Genomic DNA, 13,960 nt, shown 5'->3' on the forward strand with positions numbered 1-13,960 from the left:
CGCTCAGCGGTTGCTTTGCTGCCCATAAGCGCTCCTGTGAACAATATGTATGCGCTTCCGGTTACGCCAGGTTAAAGCGGCTCAAAGCGTGAAGCCGCTCAATTTTTTCGGGACCGCCACATTCTGCAGTCGTACGTAGTTCGGCAGGCCATCCTTGTAGGGGGGATAGTCTTCACCCTCGATAAGCGGTGCCAGATATTCCCGGCACAGGTCGGTAATGCCAAAACCATCCTCGGTGATAAAGTTCTCGGGCATCATTTTTTCGACATTGGCGACTTGCGACAACTGCGCCATGCCTACCTTCCACTGGTAGGGCCTGGCGGAAATGCGCTCTATGGTGGGCATCACCGAATTGTGCCCCTGGACCGCGAATTCCACGGCGGCCCGGCCCATGGCATACGCCTGCTCGACGTCGGTCTTGGACGCGATGTGACGCGCCGCGCGTTGCAGATAGTCCGCCACACCCCAGTGATATTTGAGTCCGAGTCCCTCCTTCACCATGTTCGCCACCACCGGCGCTACTCCTCCCAATTGAGCGTGCCCGAAGGCGTCACGTACACCTTGGTCGGAGAGGAATTTGCCGTCATCTCCTTTTACGCCCTCCGATACCACCACCGAGCAGTAGCCGAATTTCTTGACACAACTGTCCACTTTGGCGAGGAATTTCTGTTTGTCGAACCTGATTTCGGGGAAGAGAATGATGACGGGAATTTCACGCTCCGGGCTGGATGCCAGGCCTCCGGCGGCTGCTATCCAGCCGGCGTGCCGTCCCATTACTTCCAGCACGAACACCTTCGTTGACGTTGCTGACATGCTTGCCACGTCGAAACTGGCTTCAAGCGTGGATACGGCGATGTACTTCGCCACCGAGCCGAAGCCAGGGCAGCAGTCTGTGATGGGAAGGTCGTTATCCACCGTTTTTGGCACATGAATGGCCTGAATGGGATAGCCAAGCGTGCCGGACAGTTGCGATACCTTGAGACACGTGTCCGCTGAATCGCCACCGCCGTTGTAGAAGAAATAGCCGATGTCATGAGCCTTGAATACTTCGATCAGGCGTTCATATTCCCGCCGGTTTTGTTCAAGGCTTTTCAGTTTATAGCGGCAGGACCCGAACGCTCCGGAGGGCGTGTGCCGCAATGCGCTGATTGCGGCATCGGATTCCTGTCCGGTATCGATCAGGTCCTCGGTAAGCGCGCCGATGATCCCGTTGCGCCCCGCATAAATTTTGCCTATCTTTCCGCTTTGCTGGCGGGCGGTTTCAATTACACCGGCTGCGGAAGCGTTTATGACGGCGGTAACGCCGCCGGATTGAGCATAAAAAGCATTTTTTGCTGCCATATTTCTCCCCCGATTATTAAAATCTTCCAACATCTACCGTCAGCGTACGCACGCTTTCTCCCGTGGCGCAACAGTGCCGGCGCCATGCATGCAGACGGCAACGAGGATTACTGCCGCTGCGTATTGCTCTCTTAGCGAATTAAAACGGCGGTGATACCAGGCTTGAGTTCCACCAGGAGTTTGACTGAAGTTATCTCAGCGACGCGAAAATGGCGTCGCGGATTGTTTCCACTGATCCGGCCCCCGTGATTTTCACATACCTGGGAGCATCTTTTTCGCCACTAGCTGACCATCTGGCGTAGTATTCTACCAATGGTTCGGTCTGGGCGTGATAGATTTCGAGCCGTTTCCGTATCGTTTCCTCTTTATCATCATCACGCTGTATCAGGGGCTCTCCGGTCACATCATCCTTCTCATCGACCCGGGGCGGATTGAATATCAGATGGTAAATGCGCCCCGAGGCAGGATGTACGCGCCGGCCGGAGAGGCGCCTGACAATCTCTTCGTCGGATACATCAATTTCAATGACGAACTGGACAAGCACTTCGGCAGCCTTCATCGCATCCGCCTGCGGGATGGTGCGGGGAAAACCATCAAACAGAAAACCCTTGCTGCAATCCGGCTGTGCAATGCGCGCTTTCACCAGATCGATGATGATGTCATCCGGAACAAGACCGCCCTCGTCCATGATCTTTTTGGCCATGAGACCCAGTTCGGTGCCTTCCTTGACGGCTGCGCGCAGCATGTCTCCTGTCGATATCTGCGGAATGCCGAAATGTTCCTTGATGAAGCTGGCCTGAGTTCCCTTTCCCGCACCGGGACCACCCAATAAGACGATTATGATTATTCCTCCTTTTTATAAAGCCCGCGGGCGAGGCGGGGGCGAAATTCATTTCGTTGTCAAACGGGGGATTATAGCGCAGGCCATCCGCCTCTTGAACTTTTTGACCCGATTCAGCAACCCAGTTTCTGAAGTTGCTCTTTCAGTTTCCCCAATGTCGCACCGAAACTGGCAAGGCGTTCTTTTTCCTGCTCCACCACCTTTGCCGGTGCGCGCGCCACAAAATTACTGTTGGCGAGCTTGGCTTGCGCCTTCTCCATTTCCGCCTGGACACGGTCAAGCTCTTTGGTCAGCCGCTCACGCTCCGCAGCAATATCAATCTCGATTTTCAGCATCAGCCTGAATTCACCCACGATCGCCACCGGTGCTTCGGCGGGGGGCAGATTCTGTTCGATTTCGACATCCGATAATTTGGCCAGCGCCTTCAGATAGGGAGAAAAGCTGGCGAGTATTTTCTCGTCGCCTGCGGCCAGAAGCGGTACCCTCGATGCCGGGGAGAGGTTCATTTCACCCCGCAGCGTGCGGCAGGCGTTGATCATTTCCTTGAGCGCAGCGATATTCCCGGTCGCGGCTTCATCGAACTTGGAGGGATCGGCTTCAGGATAAGGCTGCAACATGATGCTCGCCCCTTGCTTGCCGGCGAGCGGGGCAATGTTCTGCCACAATTCTTCGGTAATAAATGGAATGAGGGGATGGGCAAGCCTTAAAGCCGTTTCCAGGACCCGGGCCAGGGTGCGACGGGTAGTGCGCTGTACCGCTTCAGTGCCGGAATTCAGCTGTACCTTGGCGAACTCCAGATACCAGTCGCAATACTCATCCCAGACGAATTCGTAGATTTCGCGGGCTGCCATGTCAAAGCGGTAATCCTGATAAGCCTGGGCGACCGCGGTTTCCGCCTGTTGCAGCCGGCTGATGATCCAGCGGTCGGCATCCGAATATTCCAGAGGCGCCGATTCCGCCAGACCGGTATCTTTGCCCTCGCAATTCATCAGCACGTAGCGCGCCGCATTCCAGAGCTTGTTGCAGAAATTCCGGTAGCCTTCACAGCGCTGCATATCGAACTTGATGTCGCGGCCGTGAGAGGCGAGGCTGGCAAAAGTAAAGCGCAGCGCGTCTGCGCCGAACGCCGGGATTCCCTCCGGAAACTGCTTACGCGTGGTTTTTTCGATGGATTCAGCCTGTCGCGGGTTCATCAGGCCGCTGGTGCGCTTAGCGATCAGATCCGGCAGTGCAATGCCGTCGATAAGATCCAGTGGGTCCAGCACATTGCCTCTGGATTTGCTCATCTTATGCCCTTCCGCATCGCGGATGAGGCCGGTGATATATACCTCCCGGAAAGGCACTTTGCCGGTGAAATGCAGGGACATCATCACCATGCGCGCTACCCAGAAAAAAATGATGTCGAAGCCGGTAACCAGAACCGAGGTCGGCAGGAATGTTTCAAGCTGCGGTGTTTTTTCCGGCCAACCCAACGTGGAGAATGGCCACAGTGCGGATGAAAACCAGGTATCCAGCACATCCTCGTCCTGCACCAGCTTGCGCCCGTCCGCCAGCTGTTGGGCTTCCTCCAGGCTGTGCGCGACAAAGATGTTATTGTCCTCGTCATACCATGCCGGAATCCGATGGCCCCACCATAATTGGCGGGAAATACACCAGTCCTGGATATTTTCGAGCCACTGGTCATATACGTGTGTCCAGTTTTCCGGAATGAATTTCACTTCCCCGCTCGCCACCGCCTCCAGGCCCTGCCTCGCCAGTCCGTTCATGCTGACATACCATTGATCGGTCAGCATCGGTTCAACGACAGCCTGGGTGCGATCACCGCGCGGCACCATCAGCTTGTGCGGTTTTGTTTCAACCAGCAGATTCTGTTCTTCCAGATCGGCGACAATTTTCCTGCGGGCCGCAAAACGATCCAATCCCTGATACTCGGCGGGCGCCAAGTCATTGATCTTTCCATCCAGGGTAAGAATACCGAGCGGAACAAGTTTGTGCCGCTGTCCTATCTGGTAGTCGTTGAAATCGTGCGCGGGAGTGATCTTGACGCACCCCGTGCCGAATGCCGGGTCGACATAGGCGTCTGCGATGATGGGTATGCTGCGCTCGCATAATGGCAGGCGGACGTGGCGGCCGATCAGGTGCCGATAGCGCTCATCGTCGGGATGCACAGCTACCGCCATATCGCCCAGCATGGTTTCCGGGCGGGTAGTCGCAATAATCAGTCCTTCCGGTTTTGCCCCATCCTGATTCCCTCCGGCATCCTTTTCGAAGGGATAAAGAATATGCCAGAGCGATCCTTCTTCTTCTACCGATACCACTTCGAGGTCGGAAACGGCGGTTTGCAGCACAGGATCCCAGTTCACCAGACGTTCCCCGCGGTAGATGAGGCCTTCGCGATAAAGCCGCACGAAAACTTCAGTCACGGCCCGAGAGAGTTCCTCATCCATAGTGAAGCGTTCCCGCGACCAGTCGCAGGAGGCGCCCATACGGCGCATCTGGCGGCTGATGGTGGAGCCGGATTCCTCTTTCCATTCCCACACGCGGGCGATAAACGCTTCACGTCCCAGATCGCGCCGGTCAATGTTCTGCTGATCCAGTTGGCGTTCCACCACGATCTGGGTGGCAATTCCGGCGTGGTCGGTACCCGGTTGCCATAATGTGTTATCTCCACGCATGCGGTGATAACGCGTCAGCGCATCCATCAAGGTATGTTGAAAGGCATGTCCCATGTGCAGCGTGCCGGTCACGTTGGGCGGCGGCAGCATGATGCAGTATGCAGGCGCTTGGTCGTCCGCAGTCCCCGCTGGTCCAGGCCTGAAATAGCCTTCGGCCTCCCAGTGCGAATACCAGCGGCGTTCGATAGTCGGGGGATCAAAGCTTTTTTCGAGTTCCATACTGTCGATCGCTTGGCAGAAAACCCGCCATTATAACGGAAGGCGCAAGGACCGGCAGCGCAGCCCTCCCTCTTAACTGTTGCCCATCTTGTCCGGTCAGGAGCATTCCGTGAAAGCATTGGGAATCTGTCCCGCTATCCCTATTGATCCGGCCAGAAATTACTATGAATCTCGTCATTCCGGACCTGACCCGGAATCCAGCCAAACCGGAATCCAGCCCAAACCAATAATGGCGTGCTTTGAACGTCACTGGAACGTAGATTCCGATCAAGGTTTTCCCCGATTGGGGTGGACAGGTCTGTTGATAACTCACCAAACCCGTGTCTCAGCTTGAGTTTCCATTACTGCTCAAAATACAGCGCTTTGCCATGACTGGATAGACTGATCGGCTCATATACTTTTTGCCTGACAGATTTTAAGCTGGATTGTTGTAATGGCAGGTGAGAGTCATGTGGCGCAAAGAGGAGCGCTGCCAGCATGTTTCATCAAATCGGGAAGCCCCGCATCTCTGAAAACCATTTACTGGAGAGAGAATGATGAAAATGACCAGTAATTCCAGAATGCAGGGCTTGATCCCGCTGTTGGTCTTAAGTACCGGATTGTGCTTTGCTCTCCCCGCTTTTGCACAGCTACAATGTTTATATATTCTGGACCTCAACAGCAACCGGCTGATCACTCTTGTGCCGAGTGGAATGACTGGTAACGCTACTGGCATCAATAACGTTGGCCAGGTGGCGGGGTACACCGCCAAGGAATATCAGCACGCTTTCATCACCGGTCCCAACGGCGCTGGCAGAACCGATCTCAAGACGCTGGGTGGTAGTTCCAGCGCAACCTTTGGTATTAATGATGCCGGGCAGGTGGTAGGGTACTCACAGACAGCCACAGGTAATTTGCATGCTTTTATTACCGGGCCTAACGGCGTGGGCATGACAGACCTGGGGACGCTGGGAGAACATGCCAGTTACGCCACCAGCATCAATAACGCTGGCCAGGTGGCGGGGTACACCGTCAAGGAATATCGGCACGCTTTCATCACCGGTCCCAATGGCGTGGGCATGATCCACCTGGGAAGCCTGCCGGATGGACTCACAACTGTTGCTCATGATATCAATGATGCGGGGCAGGTGGTTGGGAGAGGCGTGAGGCACGCTTTCATCACTGGCCCCAATGGCGTGGGGATGACCGATCTCGGGACGCTGGGTGGAGACTCCAGTGTCGCCTATGGCATCAATGATGCCGGGCAGGCAGTGGGAGATTCCAGCACGGCTGCTGGTTATACGCACGCTTTCATCACTGGCCCCAATGGCGTGGGGATGACCGATCTCGGGACGCTGGGTGGAGATTACAGTATCGCCACTGACATCAACGATGCCGGACAGGTGGTGGGATGGTCCACCATGGCTACCGGTGATGAGCATGCCTTTATCACTGGTCCCAATGGCGTGGGCATGACAGACCTCAATTCACTGACCTGGTTGCCGCCCGGATATGTTATAACGGGCGCCATCAGCATCAATAACGCGGGACAGGTCATCGTTATTGCCAATATTCCCAAACCCCAGGCCTACATGCTGATATTCGCGGGCCTGGGTCTGGTCGGATTTCTGGTATGGTGGCAGAAGTCGGGAAGCAAGGCCTAGTACCGATGTGCCGCCGCTGATCCTGCTCATTTCCAGGTCAAGCACGACGGGCCGGAATGGACGCCTGCTCCACTATCGTTTTCAAAGACCGAACAGGCGTGATTTCAGGGTCTGTATCAGTGCCGTGCGTGCATTCGGATTCAAGGCGGTGCCGGTTTCATTCAGCGCCTCATCCAGAATTTTCTCCAGCAGCACGGTTATATCGGCAGGGGAAAGTGTCGAGGGCGGGGAATGCATGACTTCCGTGAGGGTGGGTATGCTGGTACCGGATGGGGACTGCCTGGCGGCGACCTCTGTGAGGGTGGGGATATTGTCTGCCCGTGCCTGCTTCGCCGCGGTCCCGGACAAACGGGATGAGCCGGCGGTCAAGTGGCTATCGCTGTCAGTCAGTAGCGTGGATGATATGTCCTGGTGCCTGCTCAGCAGTATTTCCAGTTTATGCAGAATTTCGTCATATTCACCCTGCGAAGCTTTTTTGCTGTTTGTCATTGAAATGCCGGCTGGTAAAGGGAGGTGGCGGAATCCCGGGAATTGATGCCTGTGACGTGATTTGATGAGCCGCCAGGCTATACGGAACTCAGGCGATGATGCCGTATTTCGTAGCCACGGTCCTGATAGAACCGGTAGCGTTTCCTTGCCGCCCGGGTATCTTCATCCGTGTTGCCGGCAATTTCAATCAGTCGCCGGAAGCGGCTGAAGAAAGGGGGATTCTCAGGACCCAGGTTGAGCAATACATCATCGTGCGGCGGATTCCTTCCACTATCGCTGAGTATTACCGGCGTGAACTCAGCCAGCTTGTCGCCTGCCTTGCAGTGTGGAATAAAATCAATCGCAGAGAAAGTCCATAGCAATTTATCGATCTGCTCGACTGTAGCCATGTCAGGCGCGTAAATCATGACCTTGAATCCTTTCCGCGCTGCTGTTGCAACCAGACGGCAGGCGGTATGGAGCCGGTCCCCCCCGCCCGAGTAGAAGTCGATTTCCGTCATTCCTTCGATTTACGCCGGCCCTTGCGGCTGCCGGTCTCACCGGTGTTACCGGATTGTCTGGTAGTCCGGCTGATCAGAAACTGGGTGAGCAGCGGTACCGGGCGTCCGGTCGCACCTTTTTCCTTGCCGGATTTCCAGCCCGTGCCGGCTATGTCGAGGTGCGCCCAGCGATATTTTTTGGTGAACCGCGACAGGAAGCAGGCGGCGGTAATGGTTCCCGCAGCGCGGCCTCCGATATTGGCTATATCGGCGAAATTACTTTTCAGCTGCTCCTGATATTCGTCGAACAGCGGCAGGCGCCAGGCGCGGTCCACCGCGCGCTCCGAGGCGTCCAGCAGTTCCCGGGCCAGTTCGTCATCATTGCTCAACAGGCCCGAGGCAACGTGACCGAGCGCTATGACACAGGCGCCGGTGAGCGTGGCAACATCGATTACCGCTTCCGGTTCGTAGCGTTCGGTGTAGGCCAGCGCGTCGCACAGGATCAGCCTGCCTTCGGCATCCGTATTGAGAATCTCTATGGTTTGTCCCGACATGCTCGTGACAACGTCGCCAGGTTTGGTGGCATTGCCGCCGGGCATGTTTTCGGTGGCTGGAATAATGCCGACCACATTGACTGGAAGGCCCATTTTTGCAACAGCGTGAATGGTGCCCAGTACGGTGGCGGCCCCGCACATGTCGTACTTCATTTCATCCATTTCCGCCGCTGGCTTGAGGGAAATGCCGCCCGTATCGAAGGTGACACCTTTTCCTACCAGCACAACAGGTTTTCCCTTCTTTGCCCCACCCCAATATTCCAGAGCAATCAGCTTGGGAGGCTGGCGGCTGCCGCGAGCCACGGCCAGCAATGCGCCCATGCCAAGATTCTCCATATCCTTTTGCTCCAGCACCGTCACCTTGAGCTTGTAGGTCTTGGCCATATCCATGGCCTGCTCCGCAAGATAGGTAGGGGTGCAGATATTAGGCGCAAGATTGCCCAGATCCTTGGCCAGGCTCATGCCATCGGCCACGGCCAGTCCTTGTTGCAGAGCCTCCTCACTGGCGGCCTGCTCCTCTCCGGTGAGGGGCTTGATGACACCGAGGGTAATTTTGTGCAGCTTCGGTTCGGCTTCCTCGACCTTGCTTTTCAGCCGGTCGAAGCGGTACATGCTCTCCAGTCCGCCGACTGCGATTTGCAGGACTTTCCAGGAGAGATCGCGGTTTTTTACGGGCGCTTCCAGCAGAAACAGGGTGGCATCGGCAGCGCTGGTGTCAGATAGCGCCTTGAACACTGCGCGTACTGCATCGCGGTATCCCTTGTCGCCGAGTTCCTGCTCTTTGCCGAGCCCCACCAGTAATACGCGCTCGCAGGCACTGTTGGGCACGTTATGGAGCATTAGCGTCGAGCCTGCTTTGCCCTTCATATCTCCCCGGTCCAAGATGTTGGTAATGTAGCCGTTTGCGGATTTATCCAGGGCTTCGGCAGCAGGGGTTAATTTTTGTTGTTCGAAAATGCCTGCAACCACACAGGCACTGCGCTGTTTCTCGGGTGTTCCGTTCTTTATATTAAATTTCATAGCTTGCTCCTCGATTCAAGGCTTGCGGGCAGATTGTTCAAACCGGATAATGCTTCGATTATCGCCGGACTATTCGCATAAAGTCAAAGCAGATACGGGACCGTTTCAAAAAATCTCGTAATGGAATTCCTGTTCAATTTCTGTTCACCCTGCAACGTGGTTGCAAGGGTGAGCGGCAGTGTCGGAGTTGTCGGGTGATGGGGAAGGAATGGATGATCAGACAGAAGTCGATACGGCGGGTGAAGCCGCCAGAAGATTATCAGGCCAAACTTGCCGCGCCGTTTGCCGTGCTTGGCCTTCGCACGGACCAAGACTGGCTGACAGATATAGAATATCTGCCGCCGGATACGCCCACTCTCGCTCCGCAAAATCCTCTCGCCAGGGAAGTATGTAATCAATTACAGGCATACCTTGCCGATCCTGGTTTCGCGTTCGACTTGTCATTACATATTGGCGGGACGATTCATCAGCGCCGTGTGTGGCAAGCGATTCAGGATATTCCGGCTGGCGCAACGCGCAGTTATGCCGCTATCGCGATGGAGTTGCATTCCGCCCCGCGCGCGGTAGGGCAGGCGTGCGGAGCCAACCGGCTGCCCATCGTTATTCCCTGTCATCGTGTTATCGCCAAAAGCGGCGGTCTTGGAGGTTTCATGAACGCCAGCGATGGATTGCCGCTCGCTATTAAGCGCTGGCTATTGAAGCATGAGGGTATCTGAGCAGAACGTGGAACTGCTCGATGAATTCTGCGATGCGCTGTGGCTGGAAGACGGGCTCTCGCGCAATACAATGGAGAGCTATCGCAGCGATCTGAAGCAGTTCGGTGATTGGTTCGCCCGACAGAAGCCGGGCGATAGCAGTTTCCTGACGGTCACCCATTCCGATCTGCTGGGATTCATGACGGGGAGGTTTTCCGCTGGAATCAAGGCCAGCACCGCCAGCCGCGAGCTCTCGAGCCTAAAGCGGTTTTACCGCTTTCTGTTGCGCCAGGGAAAGATCAATGCAGATCCCACCCTCAACATCGATACACCTAGGGTTCCTCGCAGTCTGCCGGTGAGCTTGACCGAGACTGACGTGGAAGCCCTCCTTGGCGCACCCGCTGTGGACCTTCCGTTGGGATTGCGGGATCGCGCCATGCTCGAGGTGCTCTATGCCAGCGGCCTCCGGGTTTCAGAGCTTGTAAGCCTGGAAAGCGGCCAGATCAGCCTGGACATGGGCGTGGTGCGCATCATGGGGAAGGGCGGAAAAGAGCGCCTGACGCCGCTGGGGGAAGAGGCGCTGGAATGGGTGATCCGCTACCTCAAGGAAATCCGCCCTGCCCTGCTGGATGGAAAATCGAGTAATGCGCTGTTCGTCACTTACCGCGGCGCAGGCATGACTCGTCAGGCTTTCTGGTATCTGATCAAACGCTATGCGCGGCAGGCCGGTATTACGAAGCCGTTGTCGCCGCATGGATTGCGTCATGCCTTTGCGACTCATCTGCTCAATCATGGTGCCGATCTGCGTGTGGTGCAACTGCTGCTCGGCCATGCGGACATTTCAACCACACAGATATACACTCATGTCGCACGCGAAAGATTGAAAAGAATCCACGAAATGCATCATCCGAGAGGGTGAGGCAAAGTTTTACGGGCCGGAATCCCGATCGAAGAAAATCGTTTTCCCCTCCGCAAGAAACAAACCATGCCGACGTAGAGTGACCTCAGTCAGCCCAGAGCGCGAGTCGGCAAGCGGCTGAGGCTCAAGAGCGAATTGCATCTGCTGTTGAATATGCCTGCAACTCTGCTAAAGTCTAAGGAACCGCTGAAGAGCGATAGCAGGAGTTCTCAAGCAATAATTCCCCACAAAACAGGAGAAGTCATGCGTAATCAATTATCGGTTATTTCAATAGCAATAGTCCTGGCATTGGGTGGCTGTGCAAGCTCACCCGAAATCCAGAGCACCAGAACGAGAGATACTGCCATCGGCGCGGGCATCGGTGCTGGTACAGGCGCATTGATCGGAGCAATTGCGGGTAAGGGGAAAGGTGCGGCAATCGGTGCAGCGGCCGGGGCTGGCCTCGGTGCCATCGCCGGAAACGTTTGGTCCCGGAGAATGGAAGAGCAGAAACAGGAAATGGAGCAGGCCACAGCGGGAACAGGAGTACAAGTTTTAAAAACTCCGGATAACAGACTGAAACTGGATATTCCCAGCGATATTTCATTTGATGCCGGCCGTGCAGACCTCAGGCCGAACTTCAAGCCGGTACTGGATAGTTTTGCCACCGGCCTGAACAATAATCCTGCTACAGGGGTGACCATTATCGGCCATACAGACAGCTCTGGCAGCGATGCGATCAATAATCCCCTCTCCGTGAACCGGGCAGCCAGCACGCGGGATTATCTGGTGAGTCGGGGGGTTTCTCCAAACCGCATAAGGATCGATGGTCGCGGCTCCCGGGAGCCTATTGTCGCCAATGACACACCTCAGAACAGGGCAAGGAATCGGCGGGTTGAAATCTACGTTGCCGAACCGCAAGAGGCTTCCCAGCAATATTGAGTCAGGATTATTCAGGAAGCGTAAACATTTTGCAGCAATGCGTCCTCTCGGGGAGGACGCGTGCCGCCCGGGGAGCCTGGAGGAGCCGACGGAAGCACTCATATGCCTGGAAGCAGGTGTTCCCCCAGTGTGGGATAGAAGGTTGCAGTCTGTAATTGCCATCTTGCCATCGGGCGCAGCGCGGCCATGCTCGTCATGTGTCAGCATCCGGTTCTCTGACCGGAATTCGCCAGATGAAGGCTATCAGGATGACACCCAGCAGAACGAGCATCCCCTGATGCCAGACAGAGGGCATCATCAGGACCGAACTCCCCAGCGACAGCACCAGCAACAGATATACCCAACGCTTCACTTTACGCGGAATGCTGCGATGCTCCATCCATTCACGAATAATGGGACCGGTGATGCGATTGGTCAGGAGCTTGTCGTGGAAGTGCGTGGAACTGCGGGCAAAACAGGCGGCTGCCAGCAGCACGAAAGGGGTTGTCGGGAGTACTGGCAGCACGATCCCCACTACGCCGAGTATCAGGGCGACGAATCCGGCCACGAGGTAGAGGGAGCGCACAAGGCGCGAGTCATGCAGGCGCGCAGGTGATCCTCCCGCCTGCCTGGAACACGTCTCTTTGCTGGTAAATATCTTTTCGACCTTTTCGACCTTTTCGCTTAAGCGATCCTGCATGAACTCTCCTTCATACGCTTTGCGCCTCGATCAAACGAGTACATGAGCAATGAGCAATGAGCAATGAGCAAGGAATCCCTGAACGAAAGCCTTCATGACGCTACAGTCGCCCTACGGGTTGACGGTATAATAAGAGGCAGGAAGTATGGAAGGTTTTCATTTCAATTTTCGAGGTCCTCATGTCCAGAGTAAATACACTGATCAGTTTGGGAATATTCATGTTGGGTGCATTGCTGTTGCCCCAATCCGCTGTTTCGGAAACGGGGCAGGGCACATCAGCCGTGGCGCAGCTCATCAAGCAGGATACCAAAATAGGAAGCGGCGAAGAAGCGGCGGTGGGCAAGATGGTTGAGGTACACTATACCGGCTGGCTTTACGATGCAAGCGCTCCTGACAAAAAGGGTGAGAAGTTCGACAGCTCGCGCGACCGTGGTATGCCTTTCTCGTTTCTGATCGGCGCGGGGCGGGTCATCAAAGGTTGGGATCGAGGTGTTGTCGGGATGAAAGTGGGAGGCCAGCGCACGTTGATCATTCCGCCCCAGCTGGCCTACGGACCGGAAGGGCGGGGAGCTATCCCGCCAAACGCTACCCTGATTTTCGAGGTAGAGCTTTTGGGATTGCGTCAGGGTTCGACACACTGATCACCGATTTTCGCGCACCGTGGCTGCCTCGCCGCGGGAATGCGAATTCTACCCGATTCAGCAACTCAACTCGTTGTTTTCTCCTCGCGCGGATAACGCCGGTACCAGAGTAAAAACCCTGAAATCCACGTTGACTTATCCGCGTGAAACATTCACAATTAACGGTTTCGTTTGGAGGGGTTCCCGAGCGGTCAAAGGGATCAGACTGTAAATCTGACGGCTCTGCCTTCGAAGGTTCGAATCCTTCCCCCTCCACCAGATCAGCATCTGATAGTACGGGCGTTGTAGTTTTTTGTGTCTTGAGATTTTTGTGTCTTGATCGCTTTACGTGGCGGGTCTGGTTCTGGTGAATGGGAGCGCAGATGGTGCATTGGCTGCGCGGCTCGATGATTTTTTCTCCGAAGAGCTGTTGAATGCTTCACTGGATTTTCTGGTCTTGATCGTGCCCGATGCGGGTGTAGCTCAATGGTAGAGCAGAAGCCTTCCAAGCTTACGACGAGGGTTCGATTCCCTTCACCCGCTCCAGACTTGAAGCGGAGAAATGAGCATTAATTAAAAACATTAGAAAATTGGCAAAATTGTTGCGGGGTATTGTTTAGGCAAGGACGTGCTTGCCCATGTAGCTCAGTGGCAGAGCACTCCCTTGGTAAGGGAGAGGTCGCCAGTTCAATCCTGGCCATGGGCTCCATAGGCGTCGATTACAGAACTCAAAAAAATGCTTTAAAAAGGATCATCATGGCAAAGAGCAAATTTGAGCGGACGAAGCCGCACATCAACGTAGGGACGATAGGACACGTGGACCACGGCAAGACCACGTTGACGGCGGCGATCACGATGGTATTGG

The 13,960-nt window shown here is 55.5% G+C and carries 14 protein-coding genes and 3 tRNA genes; 10 read left to right on the plus strand and 7 right to left on the minus strand.

Annotation, left to right across the window (positions count from 1 at the left end):
- Nucleotides 1-81 precede the first annotated feature (81 nt).
- The 3 genes from AC52W5_RS07755 to AC52W5_RS07765 all read right to left on the minus strand — a co-directional run bounded on the left by AC52W5_RS07755 (nt 82) and on the right by AC52W5_RS07765 (nt 5,076).
- A complete protein-coding gene (locus tag AC52W5_RS07755; RefSeq protein WP_495670581.1) occupies nt 82-1,341 on the minus strand; it encodes a 6-phosphofructokinase in 1,260 nt (419 codons plus the stop codon).
- A 190-nt stretch (nt 1,342-1,531) separates the two neighbouring features.
- The gene (gene adk, locus AC52W5_RS07760; RefSeq protein WP_074972014.1) at nt 1,532-2,185 is read right to left on the minus strand and encodes an adenylate kinase; all 654 of its coding nucleotides are present in this window, start codon (nt 2,183-2,185) and stop codon (nt 1,532-1,534) included.
- 110 nt (nt 2,186-2,295) lie between these two features.
- Nucleotides 2,296-5,076, minus strand: a complete 2,781-nt coding sequence (locus AC52W5_RS07765; RefSeq protein WP_495670582.1) for a valine--tRNA ligase — start codon at nt 5,074-5,076, stop codon at nt 2,296-2,298.
- A gap of 533 nt (nt 5,077-5,609) precedes the next feature.
- Between AC52W5_RS07765 and AC52W5_RS07770 the strand changes: the two genes are divergently transcribed.
- Nucleotides 5,610-6,719 carry an HAF repeat-containing protein gene (locus tag AC52W5_RS07770; protein ID WP_495670583.1) on the plus strand — a complete coding sequence of 370 codons (1,110 nt, stop codon included), beginning with the start codon at nt 5,610-5,612 and terminating at the stop codon, nt 6,717-6,719.
- An 81-nt stretch (nt 6,720-6,800) separates the two neighbouring features.
- Here AC52W5_RS07770 and AC52W5_RS07775 read toward each other — a convergent pair whose 3' ends face one another.
- The 3 genes from AC52W5_RS07775 to AC52W5_RS07785 all read right to left on the minus strand — a co-directional run bounded on the left by AC52W5_RS07775 (nt 6,801) and on the right by AC52W5_RS07785 (nt 9,261).
- Nucleotides 6,801-7,208: a hypothetical protein gene (locus tag AC52W5_RS07775; protein WP_495670584.1), complete on the minus strand. Its 408-nt coding sequence runs from the start codon at nt 7,206-7,208 to the stop codon at nt 6,801-6,803.
- A gap of 77 nt (nt 7,209-7,285) precedes the next feature.
- Nucleotides 7,286-7,708 (minus strand): DNA polymerase III subunit chi, encoded by a 423-nt coding sequence (locus tag AC52W5_RS07780; RefSeq protein ID WP_112891627.1) that lies wholly within the window; start codon nt 7,706-7,708, stop codon nt 7,286-7,288.
- On the minus strand, nt 7,705-9,261 hold the full coding sequence (locus AC52W5_RS07785; RefSeq protein WP_495670585.1) for a leucyl aminopeptidase: 1,557 nt from the start codon (nt 9,259-9,261) through the stop codon (nt 7,705-7,707). The genes AC52W5_RS07780 and AC52W5_RS07785 overlap by 4 nt, the downstream gene beginning before the upstream one ends.
- A 212-nt stretch (nt 9,262-9,473) precedes the next feature.
- Here AC52W5_RS07785 and AC52W5_RS07790 point away from each other — a divergent pair, with 212 nt between their 5' ends.
- The 3 genes from AC52W5_RS07790 (at nt 9,474) to AC52W5_RS07800 (ending at nt 11,796) form a co-directional block, all read left to right on the plus strand.
- Entirely contained in the window at nt 9,474-9,977 is a 504-nt protein-coding gene (locus AC52W5_RS07790; protein WP_495670586.1) for a methylated-DNA--[protein]-cysteine S-methyltransferase, read from the plus strand.
- Nucleotides 9,964-10,875, plus strand: a complete 912-nt coding sequence (xerD, locus tag AC52W5_RS07795) for a site-specific tyrosine recombinase XerD (protein ID WP_074972004.1) — start codon at nt 9,964-9,966, stop codon at nt 10,873-10,875. The genes AC52W5_RS07790 and xerD overlap by 14 nt, the downstream gene beginning before the upstream one ends.
- Nucleotides 10,876-11,118: 243 nt before the next feature.
- A complete protein-coding gene (locus AC52W5_RS07800; protein ID WP_495670587.1) occupies nt 11,119-11,796 on the plus strand; it encodes a YiaD family glycine zipper/OmpA-like lipoprotein in 678 nt (225 codons plus the stop codon).
- 193 nt (nt 11,797-11,989) lie between these two features.
- Here AC52W5_RS07800 and AC52W5_RS07805 read toward each other — a convergent pair whose 3' ends face one another.
- Nucleotides 11,990-12,475, minus strand: a complete 486-nt coding sequence (locus AC52W5_RS07805) for a YbaN family protein (RefSeq protein WP_495670588.1) — start codon at nt 12,473-12,475, stop codon at nt 11,990-11,992.
- Nucleotides 12,476-12,654: 179 nt separating this feature from the next.
- On the opposite strand from AC52W5_RS07805, the gene AC52W5_RS07810 reads away from it, so the two are divergent.
- From AC52W5_RS07810 to AC52W5_RS07835, 6 genes are all read left to right on the plus strand, one after another.
- Nucleotides 12,655-13,116 (plus strand): FKBP-type peptidyl-prolyl cis-trans isomerase, encoded by a 462-nt coding sequence (locus AC52W5_RS07810; protein WP_495670589.1) that lies wholly within the window; start codon nt 12,655-12,657, stop codon nt 13,114-13,116.
- A 173-nt stretch (nt 13,117-13,289) separates the two neighbouring features.
- Nucleotides 13,290-13,374 (plus strand) — tRNA-Tyr (locus AC52W5_RS07815).
- A gap of 70 nt (nt 13,375-13,444) precedes the next feature.
- Nucleotides 13,445-13,588, plus strand: coding sequence for a hypothetical protein (locus AC52W5_RS07820; protein WP_177219670.1), 144 nt, complete (start codon nt 13,445-13,447; stop codon nt 13,586-13,588).
- A tRNA-Gly gene (locus AC52W5_RS07825) sits at nt 13,568-13,641 on the plus strand. Before AC52W5_RS07820 ends, AC52W5_RS07825 begins: the two co-directional genes overlap by 21 nt.
- A gap of 88 nt (nt 13,642-13,729) precedes the next feature.
- Nucleotides 13,730-13,804 (plus strand) — tRNA-Thr (locus tag AC52W5_RS07830).
- Between the two features lie 47 nt (nt 13,805-13,851).
- A partial coding sequence (locus AC52W5_RS07835; RefSeq protein WP_495670593.1) for a GTP-binding protein occupies nt 13,852-13,960 on the plus strand: 109 nt, incomplete at its 3' end.

Source organism: Nitrosospira sp. CT, from assembly GCF_059489795.1.